Genomic DNA, 19236 nt, shown 5'->3' with positions numbered 1-19236 from the left:
ATTCACTCCTTGTCTGACCGTTTTTGAGCGGCAGGCTACAACCCGTAAGGAGCATTCATGCGTCATTACGAAATCATCTTTTTGGTCCACCCGGATCAAAGCGAGCAAGTCGGCGGCATGGTTGAGCGTTACACCAAGCTGATCGAAGAAGACGGCGGCAAAATCCACCGTCTGGAAGATTGGGGCCGTCGTCAACTGGCTTACGCAATCAACAATGTTCACAAGGCTCACTACGTGATGCTGAACGTTGAGTGCACTGGCAAGGCCCTGGCCGAGCTGGAAGACAACTTCCGCTACAACGATGCAGTGATCCGTAACCTGGTCATCCGTCGCGAAGAAGCCGTTACCGGCCAATCCGAGATGCTCAAGGCTGAAGAAAACCGCAGTGAGCGCCGTGAGCGTCGCGACCGTCCTGAGCACTCCGACGCCGAAGGCGTTGATGGTGATGACAGCGACAACAGCGATAACGCTGACGAGTAATCCACGGACCTTTTAAGGAGCCTATCAAATGGCACGTTTCTTCCGTCGTCGTAAATTCTGCCGCTTCACCGCTGAAGACGTGAAAGAGATCGATTACAAAGATCTCAACACTCTGAAAGCCTACGTATCCGAGACCGGCAAAATCGTTCCAAGCCGCATCACCGGTACCAAAGCTCGTTATCAGCGTCAGCTGGCCACCGCTATCAAGCGCGCCCGCTTCCTGGCCCTGCTGGCCTACACCGACAGCCACGGCCGCTGAGACCGGGCAGTCGATAAGTAGTAAGGGATTGAATGCATGCGCGCCTTAGCTGAGTTCATCATGCGCGGTCGCGTGCAGGCCACTCTGGTAGTGGCTGGATGTGCGGCATTGCCGTTGCTTTATTGGTTGGGTGCTGCCGCAGGTTGCCTTGTGCTGCTGCGGCGCGGTTTGAAGGACGCCCTTGGCGTTCTTGCCCTGGGATTGTTGCCGGCCTTGATCTGGTGGCTGCAATTCGGTGATCCACGGGTACTTCTGGTACTGCTGGGGTCATCGAGCCTTGCGTTGGTTTTACGCGCAAGTGAGTCCTGGGTCCGCACGCTGCTGGTCAGCGTGGCATTGGGTTTGGTGTATTCAGTGATGCTTGGCGCGGCTTTCCGCCCGCAAATCGAGGCGCTGGCACAAGAGATCGTCAAGATCCTGCCGCTGGCCCTCGGGGATCTCTACCAGCAGTTGACGGTAGATGAGCGAGCGCGGTTCGCGTCACTGATTGCCCCGGTCCTGACCGGCCTGATTGCGGCATTGTTGCAGGTCGTCAGCGTGCTGAGCCTGATTCTTGGGCGTTATTGGCAGGCGTTGTTGTATAACCCGGGTGGTTTTGGTCGCGAGTTTCGCAGTATCAGAATTCCCGCGGGGCCGGCGATGTTGCTGCTGGCGTGCATGGTTGTCGGGCCGAACTTCGGTCCACAGATGGCCTTGCTGGCGCCGATTTGCAGCGTACCGCTGGTGTTTGCCGGGCTGGCCCTGATTCATGGGCTGGTTGCGCGAAAGCGCCTGGCCAAGTTCTGGCTGGTGGGGTTGTACGTCACGCTGTTGCTGTTCATGCAGCTGATCTATCCGTTACTCGTGGTCTTGGCCATTGTCGACGGCCTGATTGATTTTCGCGGTCGTCTGGCGCCGAAAGACGCCGATAACGCGAACGGTGAAGGTTAAAAGTTAGAGGATTTTCACATGCAACTGATCCTTCTGGAAAAAGTCGCCAACCTGGGCAACCTGGGCGACAAAGTGAACGTTAAGGCCGGCTACGGTCGTAACTACCTGCTGCCATACGGCAAAGCCACCGCTGCAACCGCTGCCAACCTGGCTGCGTTTGAAGAGCGTCGTGCTGAGCTGGAAAAAGCAGCAGCAGACAAAAAAGCGTCGGCCGAAACTCGCGCTGCCCAACTGGCTGAGCTGGAAGTGACTATCACTGCCACCGCTGGTGACGAAGGCAAGCTGTTCGGTTCGATCGGCACCCACGACATCGCTGATGCACTGACCGCCTCCGGCGTTGAAGTGCAGAAGAGCGAAGTTCGTCTGCCGAACGGCACCATCCGCAACGTAGGCGAATTCGACGTAGCCGTGCACCTGCACGCCGAAGTTGAAGCCACCGTACGCGTTGTCGTGGTAGCAGCTTAAGCCGCACCTAACTGACTGGCACCTCGCGTGCCAGGCGGTTAACATCGGGCACGATCCTGTTTACAGGTCGTGCCTTTTGTTTTTCTACACACCCCAAATTCCAAGTGGCCATGAACGATATTTCAGCTCCTGAGCAATACGATCTGCAAACCGCTGCCCTGAAGGTGCCGCCGCATTCCATCGAGGCCGAACAGGCCGTGCTCGGTGGCTTGATGCTGGACAACAACGCCTGGGAACGCGTGCTGGATCAAGTTTCGGACGGTGACTTCTATCGCCATGACCACCGCCTGATCTTCCGCGCCATTGCCAAGCTGGCCGACCAGAACTCGCCCATCGACGTGGTGACCCTGGCCGAACAGCTGGACAAGGAAGGCCAGACCTCCCAGGTCGGCGGCCTGGGCTACCTCGGCGAGCTGGCGAAAAACACGCCATCCGTCGCCAACATCAAGGCCTATGCCCAGATCGTGCGCCAGCGGGCCACGCTGCGCCAGTTGATCGGCATCAGCACCGAGATCGCTGACAGTGCCTTCAACCCGGAAGGGCGCACCGCCGAAGAGATCCTCGACGAAGCCGAGCGCCAGATCTTCCAGATCGCCGAAGCACGCCCGAAAACCGGCGGCCCGGTGGGCGTCAACGAGCTGTTGACCAAGGCCATCGACCGTATCGACACGCTGTTCAACACCGATGCGGCCATCACCGGTATTTCCACCGGCTACACCGACCTCGACGAGAAGACCAGCGGCCTGCAGCCCGCCGACTTGATCATCGTCGCCGGCCGTCCGTCCATGGGTAAGACCACCTTTGCGATGAACCTGGTGGAAAACGCCGTGTTGCGCAGCGACAAGGCCGTGCTGGTGTACTCCCTGGAGATGCCAGGTGAATCGCTGATCATGCGGATGCTGTCGTCCCTGGGCCGTATCGACCAGACCAAGGTGCGTTCCGGCCAACTCGAAGACGACGACTGGCCGCGCCTGACCTCGGCGGTCAACCTGCTCAACGACCGCAAGCTGTTCATCGATGACACCGCGGGCATCAGCCCCTCCGAGATGCGCGCGCGTACCCGCCGCCTGGTGCGTGAGCACGGCGACATCGCCCTGATCATGATCGACTACCTGCAGTTGATGCAGATCCCGGGTTCCAGCGGTGACAACCGTACCAACGAGATTTCCGAGATTTCCCGGTCCCTCAAGGCCCTGGCCAAGGAATTCAACTGCCCGGTAGTGGCGTTGTCCCAGCTCAACCGTTCCCTGGAACAACGTCCCAACAAGCGCCCGGTGAACTCCGACTTGCGGGAATCGGGTGCGATCGAGCAGGACGCCGACGTGATCATGTTCGTGTACCGCGACGAGGTGTATCACCCCGAGACCGAACACAAAGGCATTGCCGAGATCATCATCGGCAAGCAGCGGAACGGCCCGATCGGCTTTATCCGCCTGGCGTTCATCGGCAAGTACACCCGCTTCGAGAACCTCGCGCCGGGCAGCTATAACTTCGACGACGACGAGTAGTGCTCCTGCGCCTGTAAGGGCCTCATCGCGGGCAAGCCCGCTCCCACATTGGAAGGTGTTTACAATCCAGGTGTGGGAGCGGGCTTGCCCGCGATGGCTTCTCCACAATTCCGACTGCTGCCGTCGGAATTGGTCAAAATTTGTGCTATATTCCGCGCCCGCGATTTTTCATCTCAACACCGGTCACCGTCATGCAAACAGCCAAGCCGTTATTTGACTATCCCAAGTACTGGGCCGAATGTTTCGGTCCAGCGCCATTCCTGCCCATGAGCAGGGAGGAGATGGATCAGCTTGGCTGGGATTCCTGCGACATCATCATCGTCACTGGTGATGCCTACGTTGACCACCCTTCGTTCGGCATGGCGATCATCGGCCGGCTGCTGGAGTCCCAGGGCTTCCGCGTCGGGATCATTGCCCAGCCGAACTGGCAGTCCAAAGACGACTTCATGAAGCTCGGCGAGCCGAACCTGTTCTTCGGCGTCGCGGCCGGCAACATGGACTCGATGATCAACCGCTACACCGCCGACAAGAAAATCCGTTCCGACGACGCCTACACCCCTGGCGGCATGGCCGGCAAACGCCCGGACCGCGCCAGCCTGGTGTACAGCCAGCGTTGCAAGGAAGCCTACAAGAACGTACCGATCGTACTCGGTGGCATCGAAGCCTCCCTGCGCCGCATCGCCCACTACGACTACTGGCAGGACCGCGTGCGCAACTCGATCCTGATCGACGCCACCGCCGACATCCTGCTGTACGGCAACGCCGAGCGCGCGATTGTCGAAGTTGCCCAGCGCCTGTCGTGGGGTCACAAGATTGAAGACATCACCGACGTGCGCGGCACCGCGTTCATCCGCCGTGACACGCCGGTGGGCTGGTACGAAGTGGACTCCACCCGTATTGACCGTCCGGGCAAGATCGACAAGATCATCAACCCGTACGTGAATACCCAGGACACCCAGGCCTGCGCCATCGAGCAGGAAAAGGGGCCGCAGGACGATCCGGAAGAAGCCAAGGTCGTGCAGATTTTGGCCAGCCCGAAGATGACCCGCGACAAGACCGTGATTCGCCTGCCGTCGGTCGAGAAAGTGCGCAACGACGCGGTGCTCTATGCCCACGCCAACCGCGTGCTGCACCTGGAAACCAACCCGGGTAACGCCCGCGCCCTGGTGCAGAAGCACGGTGAAGTGGATGTGTGGTTCAACCCGCCGCCCATTCCGATGACCACCGAAGAAATGGACTACGTGTTCGGCATGCCCTACGCCCGGGTTCCGCACCCGGCGTATGGCAAGGAGAAGATCCCGGCCTACGACATGATCCGTTTCTCGGTGAACATCATGCGTGGCTGTTTCGGCGGCTGCACCTTCTGCTCCATCACCGAGCACGAAGGCCGCATCATCCAGAACCGTTCCGAAGAGTCGATCATTCGCGAGATCGAAGAGATCCGCGACAAGGTCCCGGGCTTTACCGGTGTGATCTCCGACCTCGGCGGCCCGACCGCGAACATGTACCGCATCGCCTGCAAGAGCCCGGAAATCGAATCCGCGTGCCGCAAGCCGTCGTGCGTGTTCCCGGGCATCTGCCCGAACCTGAACACCGACCACTCGTCGTTGATCCAGTTGTACCGCAGCGCCCGTGCGTTGCCGGGTGTGAAGAAGATTCTGATCGCCTCCGGCCTGCGCTACGACCTCGCCGTGGAGTCGCCGGAGTACGTCAAAGAGCTGGTCACCCACCACGTCGGTGGCTACCTGAAGATCGCCCCGGAACATACCGAGGAAGGTCCGCTCAACCAGATGATGAAGCCGGGCATTGGCAGCTATGACAAGTTCAAGCGCATGTTCGAGAAGTACACCAAGGAAGCGGGCAAGGAGCAGTACCTGATCCCGTACTTCATCGCGGCCCACCCGGGCACCACCGATGAGGACATGATGAACCTGGCGCTGTGGCTCAAGGGCAACGGCTTCCGTGCTGACCAGGTGCAGGCGTTCTACCCGTCGCCGATGGCCACCGCCACTGCGATGTACCACTCGGGTAAGAACCCGCTGCGCAAGGTCACGTATAAGAGCGACGCGGTGACCATCGTCAAGAGCGAGGAGCAACGCCGCCTGCACAAGGCGTTCCTGCGCTACCACGACCCGAAAGGCTGGCCGATGCTGCGTGAAGCGCTGACCCGCATGGGCCGCGCCGACTTGATCGGGCCGGGCAAGGACCAGTTGATTCCACTGCACCAGCCGAACACCGACAGCTACCAGAGCGCCCGTCGCAAGAACTCGACGCCGGCTGGCAGCCACAAGGTCGCCAAGGAAACCACCACCAGGATCCTCACCCAGCACACCGGCTTGCCGCCGCGTGGCAGTGATGGCAGCAATCCGTGGGACAAGCGCGAACAAGCCAAGGCCGCGGCCCAGGCCCGCAACAAGCAGGCCGCCAAGGAGCGCAGCGATGCCGCCAAGGGCAAGGGCGGCAAGCCTGCACGCAAGCCGGTCGTGCCGCGTTGATCGCAGCCTGAATGAGCAAAACGCCAGCCTCGTGCTGGCGTTTTGCTTTCTATTCGCTGGCGAGCCTGTTTGTTAAGGTGGCGCCCATTGAATCGCCATCGCAGGCAAGCCCGCTCCCACAGTTGATCGGATTCACACGGTTAAATTGTGGGAGCCGGACTTGCCCGCGATGAGGCCAGTATGGCCAACATCATCCTCAAGGAAGAACACTTATGGGCAACCCCCTGGCCTCCATCGGCATGGACTCCAACCGCTCCCAATTCATGGCGCGCCAGCGCATTGAAAGCCAGATCAACCTGCCGCGCCTGTTCGCGGCCATCGACGCCGACCCTGGTATCGTCGGTGCAGGCGTGGTGTATATCGACGCCGATTTCAATGTCGTGACCCTGCGTGAATTCAAGCCCATTTGCAGCATCAAGCCCAAGCGCATCATTTTGCGCGAGGCACAGAAGTACATCGCGCCGGCGCAGTTTGCTGAGCATGTGGTGAGTAACCCTCGCGAATCTCGCCTCATCGGTGAAGCCGTGAATACCGGGATCTCCTGCCTGGGCGCTGTCATCAGTTGGGCGGCGATCGCCAGTGGAACAATCCTGGTGCCTTTCAGTGCTGGCGCCAGTTCCGTCATCGTGGTGGTGGGGTATGCAGCTGCCGGCGCCAGTACGCTCCAGTGTTTCAATGGTATTGCCCGCACAGCGCTGGAAGTTGCCAAGCCAGAGGTAAACGATTGGCTCGACAGCGAAGGCTGGTACCAGAATGCTTCCATTGTGCTGGACGCTGCTTCGCTGGCAGGCGTTGGCGCTTCGGCTCTCACGACGGTCAAGCTGGTCAAGGTCGCTAAGGCCTCGACGGGCAAGAGCCTGCGGGAAGTGCTTCGCGGTTTGAATCGCCAGGAAAGGGCCAAACTGACGAAAGAACTGCTGAGCATCAATGATCCAAGTTTGACCTCGAAGTTGCTCAAGCTCAGGCAGGCATCGGGTGAACTCACCAAGCGTTTCACCCCTACGCAGCTCAAGCACAGTACGACCACCCAAATTAAAGACGTTTTGGGCGCAACGATTGGGTTTGGTGGGAGCGCCTATTCCGGAAACATCAATACCATCGCGATCGGGTTGTACGAGGAGGTCAACGAATGAGCGAATTGATCACGCTGCGCGACTTTTTCAGACAATACTTTCTGACGTTTATGGGCAGCGTATTTGCCGCCTGTTTTTCTTTGGCATTGGCTGTGGCGTTGGCGTTCATTACCTATTTTCGTGATGCGCCCCTTGCCCAAGTGGGGCTCAAGATCATGTCTGTCGGGGCGCTGCTGATTCTATTGACGGTCCACAGCAACTTTATGATTTTGCGAGGCCGACCCTCCTGGGTGTGGGTGATGGTGGGAATCTACGCCGGCTGCCTGCTGTTTGTGTTTCCAATGGTTCAATACCAGCCTCAGAAGGCTCTATTTGGGTTGGCGCTGTTATTCCCATTGCTCGGATTATTGACACTCAACAGCAAGCGCCATCGGGAGATGCGCAAAAAATTGGTGGAAATTCGCCACCTGCGCCAAGCGCTCAATACCCGGCACAACGCCCGCTGACTGGGTAGATTCCCCACCCCCGCTTCACACCCGCGCCACAAATATGTGCGTCACTTGCACCATGGCACCGCCCTCGGCGCCGTTTTGGTGCTGTACTGCACCGGGTCTCACGATAAAGCGCAATGACGGCCGCTCTGGCATAAGTCTTGCGCGCTTTGTTCCCATGCCCTGGCTCGCAGGAGGCCGCCGTGTCGATTCATGTCGCGTTGCACCACGTTACGCATTACCGCTATGACCGCGCTGTCGAACTCGGCCCACAGATCGTGCGGTTGCGCCCAGCCGCCCATAGCCGCACGCGGATTCTGTCCTACGCGCTGAAAGTGCTGCCCGAGCAGCATTTCATCAATTGGCAGCAAGACCCCCAAGGCAACTACCTGGCGCGCCTGGTGTTCCCGGAAAAGACCGACGAACTGCGTATCGAAGTCGACCTGGTCGCCGAGATGGCGGTGTTCAACCCGTTCGACTTTTTCCTGGAGCCCTACGCCGAAAAAATCCCCTTCAGCTACGCCGCCGATGAGCAGCGCGAGCTAGCGCCGTACCTGGAAACCCTGCCGTTGACGCCGAAGTTCGCCGCCTACCTGGCGGGTATCGACCGCACGCCCTTGCCAGCGGTGGATTTCCTGGTGGGCCTCAATCAGCGCCTGGCCGCCGACATTGGCTACCTGATCCGCATGGAGCCGGGCGTGCAAACCCCGGAATTCACCCTGGAGAACGCCTCCGGTTCCTGCCGTGATTCGGCGTGGTTGCTGGTGCAGATCCTGCGCAACCTGGGGCTGGCGGCGCGGTTTGTCTCGGGTTACTTGATCCAGCTCACCGCCGACGTCAAAGCCCTCGACGGCCCTTCCGGCACGGAAGTGGACTTCACCGACCTGCACGCCTGGTGTGAGGTGTATTTGCCCGGCGCCGGCTGGATCGGCCTGGATGCCACCTCGGGCCTGTTCGCCGGTGAAGGGCATATCCCGTTGGCCTGTAGTCCTGATCCCTCGTCTGCCGCGCCGATCAGTGGGTTGGTGGAGCCCTGCGAGTGCGAATTCACCCACGAGATGTCGGTTGAGCGAATTTGGGAGGCGCCGCGCGTCACCAAGCCCTACACCGAAGAACAATGGCTGGCGATCCAGGCCCTTGGCCGGCAGATTGACGGCGACCTGCTCAAGGACGATGTGCGCCTGACCATGGGCGGCGAGCCGACCTTCGTGTCCATTGATGACCCCGACGGCGCCGAGTGGAACACCGCCGCCCTTGGGCCAGACAAGCGACGCTTGTCTGCCGAGCTGTTCCAGCGCATGCGCAAGCATTACGCACCCAAGGGCCTGGTGCACTTCGGCCAGGGCAAGTGGTACCCCGGCGAGCAATTGCCGCGCTGGTCGCTCAACTGCTACTGGCGCCGCGACGGTGTGCCGATCTGGCACAACAGCGCGCTGATTGCCGATGAACAAGAGGACTACGGCGCCGATGGCGAGATGGCCGGGCGTTTCTTGGCCAGCGTCGCCGAGCGCCTGAAGCTGCCGGCGCGCTTTGTGTTCCCGGCCTATGAGGACAACTTCTACTACCTGTGGCGCGAAGGTGCGTTGCCGCAAAACGTCACCGCCCAGGACCCACGCCTGAGCGACGATCTGGAGCGCGAACGCCTGCGCAAAGTGTTCAGCCAGGGCCTGGATAAAGTCATCGGCCAAGTGCTGCCGCTGGCGCGCACGGCGGCCAATGACCGTTGGCAGAGTGGGCGCTGGTACCTGCGAGACAATCACTGCCGCCTGGTACCAGGTGACTCGCCGCTGGGCTATCGCCTGCCGTTGGCCTCGCAGCCGTGGGTGACGGCGGCTGAATACCCGTTCGTGCATCCCACCGACCCCAATCAGGATCTGCCAGAGCTGCCGACCACGGCCCAGTTGCAAACCCACGACGAACCCGCGCCGAGTGATGAGCGCGTGCCGAAGGTGGACCAGTCCGCTGACTGGCTGACCCGCACCGCGCTATGCGCCGAAGCCCGGGCAGGGCGCTTGTACCTGTTCATGCCGCCCCTGGAGCGCGTCGAGGATTACCTTGAGCTGGTGGCCGCCATCGAGGCCACGGCCGAAGAACTGCATTGCCCGGTGCTGCTGGAGGGCTACGAGCCGCCGGCCGATACACGCCTGAGCAACTTCCGTGTGACCCCGGACCCGGGTGTGATCGAAGTGAATGTGCAGCCGTCCGCGACGTGGGACGAGTTGGTGGAGCGCACCGAATTTCTCTACGAAGAGGCGCGGCAAACCCGCCTCACCACGGAAAAATTCATGATCGACGGGCGCCACACCGGCACCGGTGGCGGCAACCACTTCGTGCTGGGCGGCGCCACGCCCAAGGATTCACCGTTTTTGCGTCGGCCCGATCTGCTGCGCAGCTTGATCAGTTATTGGCATAACCATCCCTCTTTGTCGTACCTGTTTTCCGGCCTGTTTATCGGCCCGACGTCCCAGGCACCTCGGGTGGATGAGGCCCGTAACGATGCGCTGTATGAGCTGGAGATCGCCTTCGCGCAAATGCCGGCCCCGGGTGAGGACTGCCCGCCGTGGTTGGTGGACCGCCTGCTGCGCAACCTGCTGATCGACGTCACGGGCAATACCCACCGCGCCGAATTCTGCATCGACAAACTCTACTCGCCGGATGGCGCCACCGGCCGCCTGGGCCTGCTGGAGCTGCGCGCCTTTGAAATGCCGCCCCATGCGCGCATGAGCCTGACCCAACAGTTGCTCTTGCGTGCGCTGGTCGCGCGCTTCTGGCGCGAACCCTATGCGCCACCGAAGCTGGCGCGCTGGGGCACAGAACTGCATGACCGTTTCCTGCTGCCCCATTTTATCGAGCAAGACTTTGCCGACGTGATCGTCGAACTCAACGCCGCCGGTTACCCACTGCGTGCCGAATGGTTTGCGGCGCACCTGGAGTTCCGCTTTCCCAAGGTCGGCGACTATGCCGTCAGTGGGATCGAACTGGAGCTGCGCCAGGCCCTGGAGCCTTGGCATGTGCTGGGCGAGGAGGGCGCGGTGGGTGGCACGGTGCGCTACGTGGATTCATCCCTGGAGCGCCTGCAAGTCAAGCTCACCGGGCTGGCGCCGCAACGCTACCTGCTGACCTGCAACGGCGTCCCGGTGCCGCTGCACGCCACCGGGCGGGTGGGTGAGTTCGTCGCTGGCGTGCGCTATCGCGCCTGGCAACCGGCCAACTGCCTGCAACCGACTATCCCGGTGCATGCGCCGTTGGTGTTCGACGTGCTCGACACCTGGATGCAACGCTCGCTGGGGGGCTGCCAGTATCACGTGGCCCATCCTGGGGGGCGCAATTACGACAGCCTGCCGGTGAATGCCAACGAAGCGGAGAGCCGACGCATGGCGAGGTTTTTCCGCTTGGGGCACACCCCTGGGAAGCAACCGGTGCCCGCCGTGGTGATCAACGATGAGTTGCCGATGACCCTGGATCTGCGGCGTTTTCACCCATAGCGGTATTGCCCGGCTTTTGTAGTGAGCGGGCTTACCCGCGCGAGGCAAGCTCGCTCACTACAAAAGCCGGGGCCGTACAGGGATTTGCAGTGTTTGTTGAGTTAATCTGAGCCCCCTTGCCTCTGCCGAGCGTTCCATGTCTGACTTGCTCGACCGTTACCCGCTGACCGCGGGCACTTATCATGAACTGCTGGATGACAGTGGCCAGGTGCGCGCCCATTGGCAGCGCCTGCTCGACCACCTGCAACGCAGCACACCCGCGCAACTGGCCCAGCGCCAGGCGCTGCTGACCCGGCAGATCCAGGAAAACGGCGTGACCTACAACGTCTATGCCGACCCCAAGGGCGCCGATCGCCCATGGGAGCTGGACTTGTTGCCCCATGTGCTGGCCGCCGATGAATGGCAGCAGCTGTCGGCCGGCATCGCCCAGCGTGCACGCCTGCTCAATGCGGTGCTGGCCGACCTGTATGGCCCGCAACGCCTGATCAAGGAAGGTTTGCTGCCCGCTGAGCTGGTGTTCGGGCACAACAATTTCCTGTGGCCGTGCCAGGGCATCCAGCCCCCCGACGGCGCGTTCCTGCATCTGTACGCGGTGGACCTGGCACGCACGCCCGACGGTCGCTGGTGGGTCACGGCCGACCGCACCCAGGCGCCGTCGGGTGCCGGTTATGCGCTGGAAAACCGCACCATCGTGTCCCGTGCGTTCCCGGACCTCTACCGTGATTTGCAGGTGCAGCACCTCACCGGGTTCTTCCGCACGCTGCAGGAAACCCTGGCCCGCCAGGCACCGGGTGATGACCAGCCGCCGCTGATCGTGCTGCTTACGCCCGGGCGATTCAACGAAAGCTATTTCGAGCACCTCTACCTCGCCCGGCAGCTCGGCTACCCGTTGGTGGAAGGCGGCGATCTCACCGTGCGCGACAGCACCGTGTTCCTCAAGACCCTCAGCGGCCTGCGCCGGGTGCACGCGATCATGCGGCGCCTGGACGACGATTTCTGCGACCCGCTGGAACTGCGCACCGACTCGGCCCTGGGCGTGCCCGGCCTGCTCGACGCGGTGCGCCAGGGCAACGTGTTGGTGGCCAACGCCCTGGGTAGCGGCGTGCTGGAATCCCCCGGTCTCTTGGGCTTCTTGCCGAAGATCAACCACTATCTGTTTGGTGAAGAGCTGATCCTGCCGTCCATCGCCACCTGGTGGTGCGGCGAAGCGCCGGTGCTGGCTGAAGCGCTGGAAAAGCTGCCGGAGCTGTTGATCAAGCCGGCCTTTCCGTCGCAGAGCTTTGCCCCGGTGTTTGGTCGTGACTTGAACGACGAACAGCGTCAGGCCCTGGCCGATCGCATGCGGGCGCGGCCTTATGCCTATGTCGCCCAGGAACTGGCGCAGCTGTCCCAAGCGCCGGTGTGGCACACCGTGGATGACCACCTGCAACACCGTGCCATCGGCATGCGCGTGTACGCCGTGGCCAGCGACGAGGGTTACCGGGTGCTGCCCGGTGGCCTGACCCGCGTGGCCGCCGAGGCCGACGCCGAAGTGGTGTCGATGCAGCGCGGTGGCGCCAGCAAAGACACCTGGGTGCTCGGCGAACGGGCTGCCGGTGGCGAACACTGGCGTGCCCAGCGCGCCATCGGTGCCCATGACCTGGTGCGCCGCGACCCCTATCTGCCGTCGCGCGTGGTGGAAAACCTGTTCTGGTTCGGCCGCTACTGCGAGCGCTGCGATGACAGCGCTCGTTGGCTGCGTATCGTGCTGGCGCGCTATGTCGATGGCGACGATCCACTGGCGTTGCAGGCGGCGATCGAGCTGGGTGAAACCCTGCGCCTGCTGCCGGACGAGGGCGAGTTGCCCGAGCGTCTGCAAGCGGCCTTGCTCGGCGATGATTGGCCATCGAGCCTGCGCGCCAACCTGCAGCGTTTGCAGTGGGCGGCGTCCCAGGTGCGCGGCAAGCTGTCCCGGGAGAACTGGCAGGCGTTGGTGGAGCTGCAACGCGAAGCCCTGGAGCTGGAACGCGAAACCCCGGACTTTGGCGAGTTGCTGGACTTCCTCAACCGCCTGGTGATGTCCCTGGCGGCGCTGTCCGGGTTTGCCCTGGACGACATGACCCGCGACGAAGGCTGGCGCTTCTTGATGATGGGCCGGCGCATCGAGCGCCTGCAATTTTTGAGCAGCAGCCTGGCGGCGTTCCTGCGTGGCGTGGCGGTGTTCGACCAGGCGGGGCTGGAGTGGTTGCTGGAACTGGGCAACAGCAGCATCACTTACCGCTCGCGCTACCTGGCGGTGCCGCAGTTGATCCCGGTGCTCGACCTGTTGCTGCTGGACGAGCAGAACCCCCATGCGGTGTTGTTCCAGCTCAAGTTGGTCAGCCGTACGTTGCGGCGGCTCAATGATGATTTCGGCGTGCCCCGGGAAACCGGCCTGGGCCCATTGGTGGAGCGCCTGGCGCGCTTCGATTTGGGGTGCCTGGAGAACCCGTTGTTTGGCGAGTCCAGCGTGCGTGCCGCACTGGACGGCCTGGCCGACCTGCTGCAAGCGGTGGCCGATGAGAGTGGGCAAGTGTCGGATCGTTTGGCGTTGCGCCATTTTGCCCATGTGGATGATGTCAGCCAGCAAACGGTGTCGGTGTAATGAGTGCGCGCTACCAGATTTTCCACGATACCCACTACCACTACGACAGCCCGGTGTCCCTGGCCCAGCAGTTGGCGCACCTCTGGCCACGGCCCTGCGCCTGGCAGCGTTGCAGCTCGCAACAGCTGGACATCAGCCCGCAGCCGTCGTCGCGCCGTGATGAGCTGGATGTGTTTGGCAACCCGATCACCCGTCTGGCGTTCGAACGGCCCCATGATGAGTTGCTGGTCAACGCCGGCTTGACCGTGGAAGTGCTGGCGCGGCCGGCGCTGGACTTTCAATTGTCGCCGGCCTGGGAACAGACTCGCGACAGCCTCACCTACGGCAGTCAGCCCATGTCCGAGGCGTTGATCGAGGCCTGCCGTTTTCGCTTCGAGTCGCCCTACGTGCACCTGAAAAAGAACTTCGTCGAGTTCTCCGAGAGCTGCTTCCCGGCCGGCCGCCCGCTGTTACTGGGTGTGCAGGCGCTGATGGAAAAGATCTTCGGCGAATTCACCTTTGATGCCGAAGCCACCCAGGTCGCCACGCCGCTGGTGGAAGTGCTGGAGCGCCGGCGTGGTGTCTGCCAGGACTTTGCCCACTTGATGCTCGCGTGCCTGCGTTCACGGGGCCTGGCGGCGCGTTATATCAGTGGTTACCTGCTCACCCAGCCACCGCCCGGCCAGCCACGGCTGATCGGCGCCGATGCGTCTCACGCATGGGTCTCGGTGTATTGCCCGGTGTCAGGCTGGGTGGATTTTGATCCGACGAACAACGTTCAGCCGGCGCTGGAACACATCACCCTGGCCTGGGGCCGGGATTTTTCGGATGTGTCGCCGTTGCGCGGGGTGATCCTGGGGGGAGGGAACCATGACCCGGAAGTGCGGGTAACGGTGATGCCACTTTTGTAGTGAGCGGGCTCGCCCCGCGCGGGGCTCTACCTGACACACTACGGTGCTTGAAACACCGTCGGCGCGGGGCAAGCCCGCTCACTACAGGTCTGTTGTGATCAGTTAGTGATCGTTGTGATCAGTTTTGTCGAGCCTGCAGCAATCGGTTATTCAGCAGGATCTTTTGGTGTTTCGGTCTCGTCGTTCGTTTCTTCACCATCAACTTCGGCGGTCAGACCATTGGCCTCTTCTTCTGCAGCGGCTTTCTTGCGTTGCAGTTTTTCCTCTTTCTTCTGCTCCTTGGCCAAGTCTCTCTGACGTTTGGCGAAGGAGTAATTAGGTTTGGCCATGGGCGATCCTCTAGGGTCGAAGGTGAGGGTGGCGGCGCGCAGCTGCCTTGGGCTGCCATGGTAGCAGCTTAGCAGCGCGCTTGGCCTTCACTTACCGCAGGCGTAGGCGGCCAGCAGGCCGTTGAACAGTTGGTTGAGGTGCATGGCTCGGGCTCCAATGGGTGATGGTCCGATCATAGGCAGGTCGTCGCACTTTGGCTGGTAGATTGTGTTGATCAGTCTGATAGCCTAAAGTTGTATACAATCTGTTGATGCAGATCATAAGAATTCCTGCCTGCTTCAGGCACCCTTGTCGCAATACGCGTTTTTTAAACCCTGCCTTGGAGATTCACATGTTTGCCAAACTCGTTGCTGTTTCCCTGCTGACTCTGGCGAGCGGCCAGTTGCTTGCTGCAGAGTGCGCGGTCACCGTCGACTCCACCGACCAGATGTCGTTCAACACCAAAGAAATCACCATCGACAAGAGCTGCAAGACCTTCACCGTGAACCTGGAGCACTCGGGCAGCTTGCCGAAAAACGTCATGGGCCATAACTGGGTACTGACCTCGGCCGCTGATATGCAGCCGGTGGCCAGCGACGGCATGGCCGCAGGCATCGACAAGAACTACCTGAAAGAAGGCGACGCACGCATCATCGCCCACACCAAGATCATCGGTGCTGGCGAGAAAGATTCGGTGAGCTTTGATGTGTCCAAGCTGAAGGCGGGCACTGACTATGCGTTCTTCTGCTCGTTCCCGGGCCACATCTCGATGATGAAAGGCACGGTGGTGGTTAAGTAAGACCGCGTCATCGTTCATCGCAGGCAAGCCAGCTCCCACATTCGCCCGCATTCTCATGCTGGAACTCGGTCAACTGTGGGAGCTGGCTTGCCTGCGATGGCGATCAAATAATCAATACAAAACTACCTGTCTCAGCTCACGGCGCAAACGGCATGACCCGCTTGTGCTCCGTCTTGCGGTAGGTATCGCAGATAATCTTGAACGCTTCCTCACGCACGGGCTCACCGTGCAGGAACGCATCGATCTCGGCGTAGGTCACGCCATGTGACGCTTCGTCCGGCTTGCCCGGCGACAGGTCTTCCAAATCCGCCGTCGGCACTTTCTCGACCAGTGATTCCGGCGCGCCAAAATGCCGTGCAATGGCTCGCACCTGATTCTTCACCAACCCGCTCAACGGCGCCAAGTCGCACGCGCCATCACCGAACTTGGTGAAAAAGCCCATCACCGCTTCCGCCGCATGGTCGGTACCAATCACCAGGCCACCAGCCGCGCCGGCGATGGTGTACTGCGCCACCATGCGCATGCGCGCCTTGGTGTTGCCCAGCACGAAATCACGGGACACCGCCGCCTTGCCTTCAAACGCCGCCACTTCATTGGCCAGCGCCTTCACCGCCGGGCCGATGTTCACGGTATGGCGTTCGTCGGGCTCGATAAAGTCCACTGAGGCGGTGGCATCGATTTCATCGAACTGAGTTTCGTAAGGCAGGCGCACCGCGATAAAGCGGTAGGCCGCATCGCCAGTGTTTTCGCGCAGCTCTTTCATCGCGCGCTGGGCCAACAGGCCTGCGGTCAGGGAGTCCACACCGCCGCTGATGCCCAGCACCAGGGTCTTGAGCCCGGAATTGCGCAAGCAATCCTGGATGAAGGTGATGCGACGGGAAACTTCGGCCTCAAGGGCGGCCTGGTCTTTGAACGGTGCTTGAACCTTGAGCTGCTGCGCAATCTCACGCTGTACGGCTTGCATGATTCACTCCTTGCTGGAAAGGGCAGGTACTTTGAAAACGTGCCGCAAATAGGCGACAAAATTTGGATCGGTGCAGTGGGTCTTGCCCGCTTCATCGGAGATCTTCGCCACGGGCTGACCATTACAGGCGGTCATTTTAAGCACGATGCTCATCGGTTCCACGCCCGGGATGTCGCAGGTCAGGTTGGTGCCGATGCCGAAGCTCACATTGATGCGACCGCGCAGCGCCCGGAATATTTCCAGGGCCTTGGGCAGCGACAGGCTGTCGGAGAACACCAGGGTCTTACTCATCGGCTCGATGCCGAGCTTGTGGTAATGGGCGATGGCTTTTTCGGCCCATTGCACCGGGTCGCCGGAGTCGTGGCGCAGGCCGTCGAACAGCTTGGCGAAGTACAAATCGAAATCGCCCAGGAAGGCGTCGGTGGTGATGCAATCGGTCAACGCAATACCCAGCAGGCCGCGGTATTCACGCACCCAGCAATCGAGGGCGGCGATCTGGCTGTCGATCAGGCGCGGCCCCAGTTGCTGGTGGGCCATGATCCATTCGTGGGCCATGGTGCCGAGCGGTTTCATGTTTAGCTCGCGGGCCAGGTGCACGTTGCTGGTGCCGACGAAGCGTCCGGGGAAGTCATGCTTGAGCACATTGACCACTTCTTCCTGCACGCGGTACGAGAAGCGGCGGCGGGTGCCGAAGTCGGCCACTTGCAACTCGGACAGCTCTTCGCTGCTGGCGTTGGCGGTGAGCCAGTCGAACTTGCGATACAGCTGCTCGCGGGCCTGTTCGAGGATTACGGTCTGGTAGCGGTAGCGGTTGCGCACTTCGCTGACGATGGCCAGCATCGGCACTTCAAACAGGATCACATGCAGCCATGGCCCGCGCAGGCGAATGAATAATTCGCCGTTCTCGATGCCGGTCTGCACGTAGCGCAGGTTGAAGCGGAACAGCCCGAGAAAGCGCAAAAAATCCGGCTTCATGAAGCTGATGCGCTCCAGGAAACCCAACTGGTCGGGGCTCAGGCTCAGCTCGGCGAGGCGCTCGATCTGGTAGCGGATCTCCGCCAAGTACGGGCGCAGGTCTTCACTGTTACGGCAACGAAACTCCCATTCAACTTCCACGTTCGGGTAGTTGTGCAGCACCGCCTGCATCATGGTCAGCTTGTAGAAGTCGGTGTCGAGCAGGTTCTGCACGATGCGATCGGCAAACACACTCTCGCTCATAACGGGAATCTCCAGACGGGTCGGCGATGGGCGCCGGCCTTTACGCACAATTAAGGAATGGCGCTAGTGGCGCATAGGCGAGGGGTGGTTTGCCAGTGATTTTTTCAGTGCAGTCACTGGCCTCATCGCAGGCAAGCCAGCTCCCACAGATGAAATGCATTCCAAATGTGGGAGCGGGCTTGCCTGCGATGGCGGTATTCCAGGCACTAAATCACCTGCTCCATCATCCACTTCACAAACTCCCTCACCTTCGGCACCTCAGCCGAATGCTCGGGGTAGGCCAGGTAATACGCATCCTGGCTCGGCATTGCATGCTGCCAGGGAATCACCAGCTTGCCGTCCGCCAGCTCCTCCTCCACCAGAAACCGCGGCAACAACGCCACGCCACAACCCACTTGCGCCGCACGAATGCACATATAAAAGGTGTCGAAACGCGGCCCGTGGTAGCTGTGCTCGGTCTGGTAGCCCTGGCTGGCGAACCAGTCGTGCCAGCCTTGCGGCCGCGAGGCATTTTGCAGCAGGACCAGGTCGCTCAATTGCGTGGGGTCAGTAAAAGGCCGCGCCGGCAGGCTTTCCGGTGCACACACCGGCACCAGCTCTTCGCTGAACAGCTTCAGGCTCTCGGTGCCAGGTCGTGAGCCCTGGCCGAAGTAGAAGGCCATGTCGGCCTTGCCTTGCAGCAGCTCATCGGGCTCCTGCTCGTTGCACAGGTCCAGGTGGATCTGCGGGTGACGCAGCCGCCAGCCCTTGAGGCGCGGCACCAGCCAGCGCGCACCAAAGGTGTAGGGCGTGGACACCCGCAGCACTTCGGTCTCGCCGCCATAAGAGCGCAGGTAGTGGGTGGACATTTCCACCTGCGTCAGAATCTTGCGCACTTCCACCAGGTACAGGTCACCCGCCGGGGTCATCTGCAAGCGCCGGCGCACGCGGCGGAACAGCAGGTGTTGCAAGAGTTCTTCAAGCTGCGCCACTTGCTTGCTCACCGCGCTCTGGGTGAGGTTCAGTTCCTCGGCGGCGCGGGTGAAGCTCAAGTGGCGGGTGGCGGCTTCGAAGCACTGCAGGGCGGTGATCGAGGGCAAATGTCTTTTGTTCAGCACGGCGTGCCTCTTTTTAGGCTTTGCATGAATAAACGGAATGATATCTCGCCTAATCGTCGTTTGTTGGCAAGTCTTGGGCCAGCTACAAATAAGGTCTGGATCGCCGTGTGTGCCGCGGCGCGAATTTTCTGTTTGAGATTGAAGGAGTGA

16 protein-coding genes are annotated in these 19236 nt (G+C 61.3%); 12 read left to right on the top strand and 4 right to left on the bottom strand.

Annotated elements, in window-relative coordinates:
• Positions 1-57 precede the first annotated feature (57 nt).
• From rpsF to M2394_RS12165, 11 genes are all read left to right on the top strand, one after another.
• The gene (gene rpsF / locus M2394_RS12215) at positions 58-480 is read left to right on the top strand and encodes a 30S ribosomal protein S6 (RefSeq protein WP_008035342.1); all 423 of its coding nucleotides are present in this window, start codon (positions 58-60) and stop codon (positions 478-480) included.
• Positions 481-508: 28 nt separating this feature from the next.
• Positions 509-739, top strand: a complete 231-nt coding sequence (gene rpsR, locus M2394_RS12210; RefSeq protein WP_002551829.1) for a 30S ribosomal protein S18 — start codon at positions 509-511, stop codon at positions 737-739.
• A gap of 36 nt (positions 740-775) precedes the next feature.
• Positions 776-1669, top strand: coding sequence for a hypothetical protein (locus tag M2394_RS12205; RefSeq protein ID WP_178918685.1), 894 nt, complete (start codon positions 776-778; stop codon positions 1667-1669).
• An 18-nt stretch (positions 1670-1687) separates the two neighbouring features.
• Positions 1688-2134 (top strand): 50S ribosomal protein L9, encoded by a 447-nt coding sequence (rplI, locus tag M2394_RS12200; RefSeq protein ID WP_003171376.1) that lies wholly within the window; start codon positions 1688-1690, stop codon positions 2132-2134.
• Between the two features lie 110 nt (positions 2135-2244).
• On the top strand, positions 2245-3642 hold the full coding sequence (gene dnaB, locus M2394_RS12195; protein WP_016972593.1) for a replicative DNA helicase: 1398 nt from the start codon (positions 2245-2247) through the stop codon (positions 3640-3642).
• A gap of 191 nt (positions 3643-3833) precedes the next feature.
• The gene (locus M2394_RS12190; protein WP_178918686.1) at positions 3834-6137 is read left to right on the top strand and encodes a YgiQ family radical SAM protein; all 2304 of its coding nucleotides are present in this window, start codon (positions 3834-3836) and stop codon (positions 6135-6137) included.
• A 212-nt stretch (positions 6138-6349) separates the two neighbouring features.
• Positions 6350-7270 (top strand): NAD synthetase, encoded by a 921-nt coding sequence (locus M2394_RS12185; RefSeq protein ID WP_259172652.1) that lies wholly within the window; start codon positions 6350-6352, stop codon positions 7268-7270.
• Positions 7267-7716 carry a hypothetical protein gene (locus M2394_RS12180; RefSeq protein WP_259172650.1) on the top strand — a complete coding sequence of 150 codons (450 nt, stop codon included), beginning with the start codon at positions 7267-7269 and terminating at the stop codon, positions 7714-7716. Before M2394_RS12185 ends, M2394_RS12180 begins: the two co-directional genes overlap by 4 nt.
• 188 nt (positions 7717-7904) lie before the next feature.
• Positions 7905-11186 (top strand): DUF2126 domain-containing protein, encoded by a 3282-nt coding sequence (locus tag M2394_RS12175; RefSeq protein ID WP_259172649.1) that lies wholly within the window; start codon positions 7905-7907, stop codon positions 11184-11186.
• A 136-nt stretch (positions 11187-11322) separates the two neighbouring features.
• Positions 11323-13809 (top strand): circularly permuted type 2 ATP-grasp protein, encoded by a 2487-nt coding sequence (locus tag M2394_RS12170; protein ID WP_178918690.1) that lies wholly within the window; start codon positions 11323-11325, stop codon positions 13807-13809.
• Complete coding sequence (locus tag M2394_RS12165) at positions 13809-14699, top strand: transglutaminase family protein (RefSeq protein WP_178918691.1); 891 nt, start codon at positions 13809-13811, stop codon at positions 14697-14699. Before M2394_RS12170 ends, M2394_RS12165 begins: the two co-directional genes overlap by 1 nt.
• Before the next feature lie 146 nt (positions 14700-14845).
• On the opposite strand, the gene M2394_RS12160 is transcribed toward M2394_RS12165, so the two are convergent.
• On the bottom strand, positions 14846-15028 hold the full coding sequence (locus M2394_RS12160; RefSeq protein ID WP_178918692.1) for a hypothetical protein: 183 nt from the start codon (positions 15026-15028) through the stop codon (positions 14846-14848).
• A gap of 332 nt (positions 15029-15360) precedes the next feature.
• Between M2394_RS12160 and azu the strand changes: the two genes are divergently transcribed.
• Positions 15361-15807 (top strand): azurin, encoded by a 447-nt coding sequence (gene azu, locus M2394_RS12155; RefSeq protein ID WP_259172648.1) that lies wholly within the window; start codon positions 15361-15363, stop codon positions 15805-15807.
• A gap of 136 nt (positions 15808-15943) precedes the next feature.
• Here the strand turns inward: azu and nadE are convergent, their stop codons facing one another.
• From nadE to M2394_RS12140, 3 genes are all read right to left on the bottom strand, one after another.
• A complete protein-coding gene (gene nadE, locus M2394_RS12150) occupies positions 15944-16771 on the bottom strand; it encodes an ammonia-dependent NAD(+) synthetase (protein ID WP_259172647.1) in 828 nt (275 codons plus the stop codon).
• A gap of 3 nt (positions 16772-16774) precedes the next feature.
• Positions 16775-17989 (bottom strand): nicotinate phosphoribosyltransferase, encoded by a 1215-nt coding sequence (gene pncB, locus M2394_RS12145; RefSeq protein ID WP_176997113.1) that lies wholly within the window; start codon positions 17987-17989, stop codon positions 16775-16777.
• Positions 17990-18195: 206 nt separating this feature from the next.
• Positions 18196-19086, bottom strand: coding sequence for a LysR family transcriptional regulator (locus tag M2394_RS12140; protein ID WP_185705121.1), 891 nt, complete (start codon positions 19084-19086; stop codon positions 18196-18198).
• Between the last annotated feature and the right edge of the window lie 150 nt (positions 19087-19236).

Source organism: Pseudomonas sp. BIGb0164 (assembly GCF_024810135.1).
Taxonomy (GTDB): domain Bacteria; phylum Pseudomonadota; class Gammaproteobacteria; order Pseudomonadales; family Pseudomonadaceae; genus Aquipseudomonas.
This window is presented reverse-complemented; position numbering and strand designations above follow the sequence as displayed.

Bases quoted from the DNA above. Each gene is read 5' to 3' on its own strand.
- rpsF (WP_008035342.1), top strand. From the start codon at position 58: ATGCGTCATTACGAAATCATCTTTTTGGTCCACCCGGATCAAAGCGAG.
- rpsR (WP_002551829.1), top strand. From the start codon at position 509: ATGGCACGTTTCTTCCGTCGTCGTAAATTCTGCCGCTTCACCGCTGAA.
- M2394_RS12205 (WP_178918685.1), top strand. From the start codon at position 776: ATGCGCGCCTTAGCTGAGTTCATCATGCGCGGTCGCGTGCAGGCCACT.
- rplI (WP_003171376.1), top strand. From the start codon at position 1,688: ATGCAACTGATCCTTCTGGAAAAAGTCGCCAACCTGGGCAACCTGGGC.
- dnaB (WP_016972593.1), top strand. From the start codon at position 2,245: ATGAACGATATTTCAGCTCCTGAGCAATACGATCTGCAAACCGCTGCC.
- M2394_RS12190 (WP_178918686.1), top strand. From the start codon at position 3,834: ATGCAAACAGCCAAGCCGTTATTTGACTATCCCAAGTACTGGGCCGAA.
- M2394_RS12185 (WP_259172652.1), top strand. From the start codon at position 6,350: ATGGGCAACCCCCTGGCCTCCATCGGCATGGACTCCAACCGCTCCCAA.
- M2394_RS12180 (WP_259172650.1), top strand. From the start codon at position 7,267: ATGAGCGAATTGATCACGCTGCGCGACTTTTTCAGACAATACTTTCTG.
- M2394_RS12170 (WP_178918690.1), top strand. From the start codon at position 11,323: ATGTCTGACTTGCTCGACCGTTACCCGCTGACCGCGGGCACTTATCAT.
- M2394_RS12165 (WP_178918691.1), top strand. From the start codon at position 13,809: ATGAGTGCGCGCTACCAGATTTTCCACGATACCCACTACCACTACGAC.
- M2394_RS12160 (WP_178918692.1), bottom strand. From the start codon at position 15,028: ATGGCCAAACCTAATTACTCCTTCGCCAAACGTCAGAGAGACTTGGCC.
- azu (WP_259172648.1), top strand. From the start codon at position 15,361: ATGTTTGCCAAACTCGTTGCTGTTTCCCTGCTGACTCTGGCGAGCGGC.
- nadE (WP_259172647.1), bottom strand. From the start codon at position 16,771: ATGCAAGCCGTACAGCGTGAGATTGCGCAGCAGCTCAAGGTTCAAGCA.
- pncB (WP_176997113.1), bottom strand. From the start codon at position 17,989: ATGAGCGAGAGTGTGTTTGCCGATCGCATCGTGCAGAACCTGCTCGAC.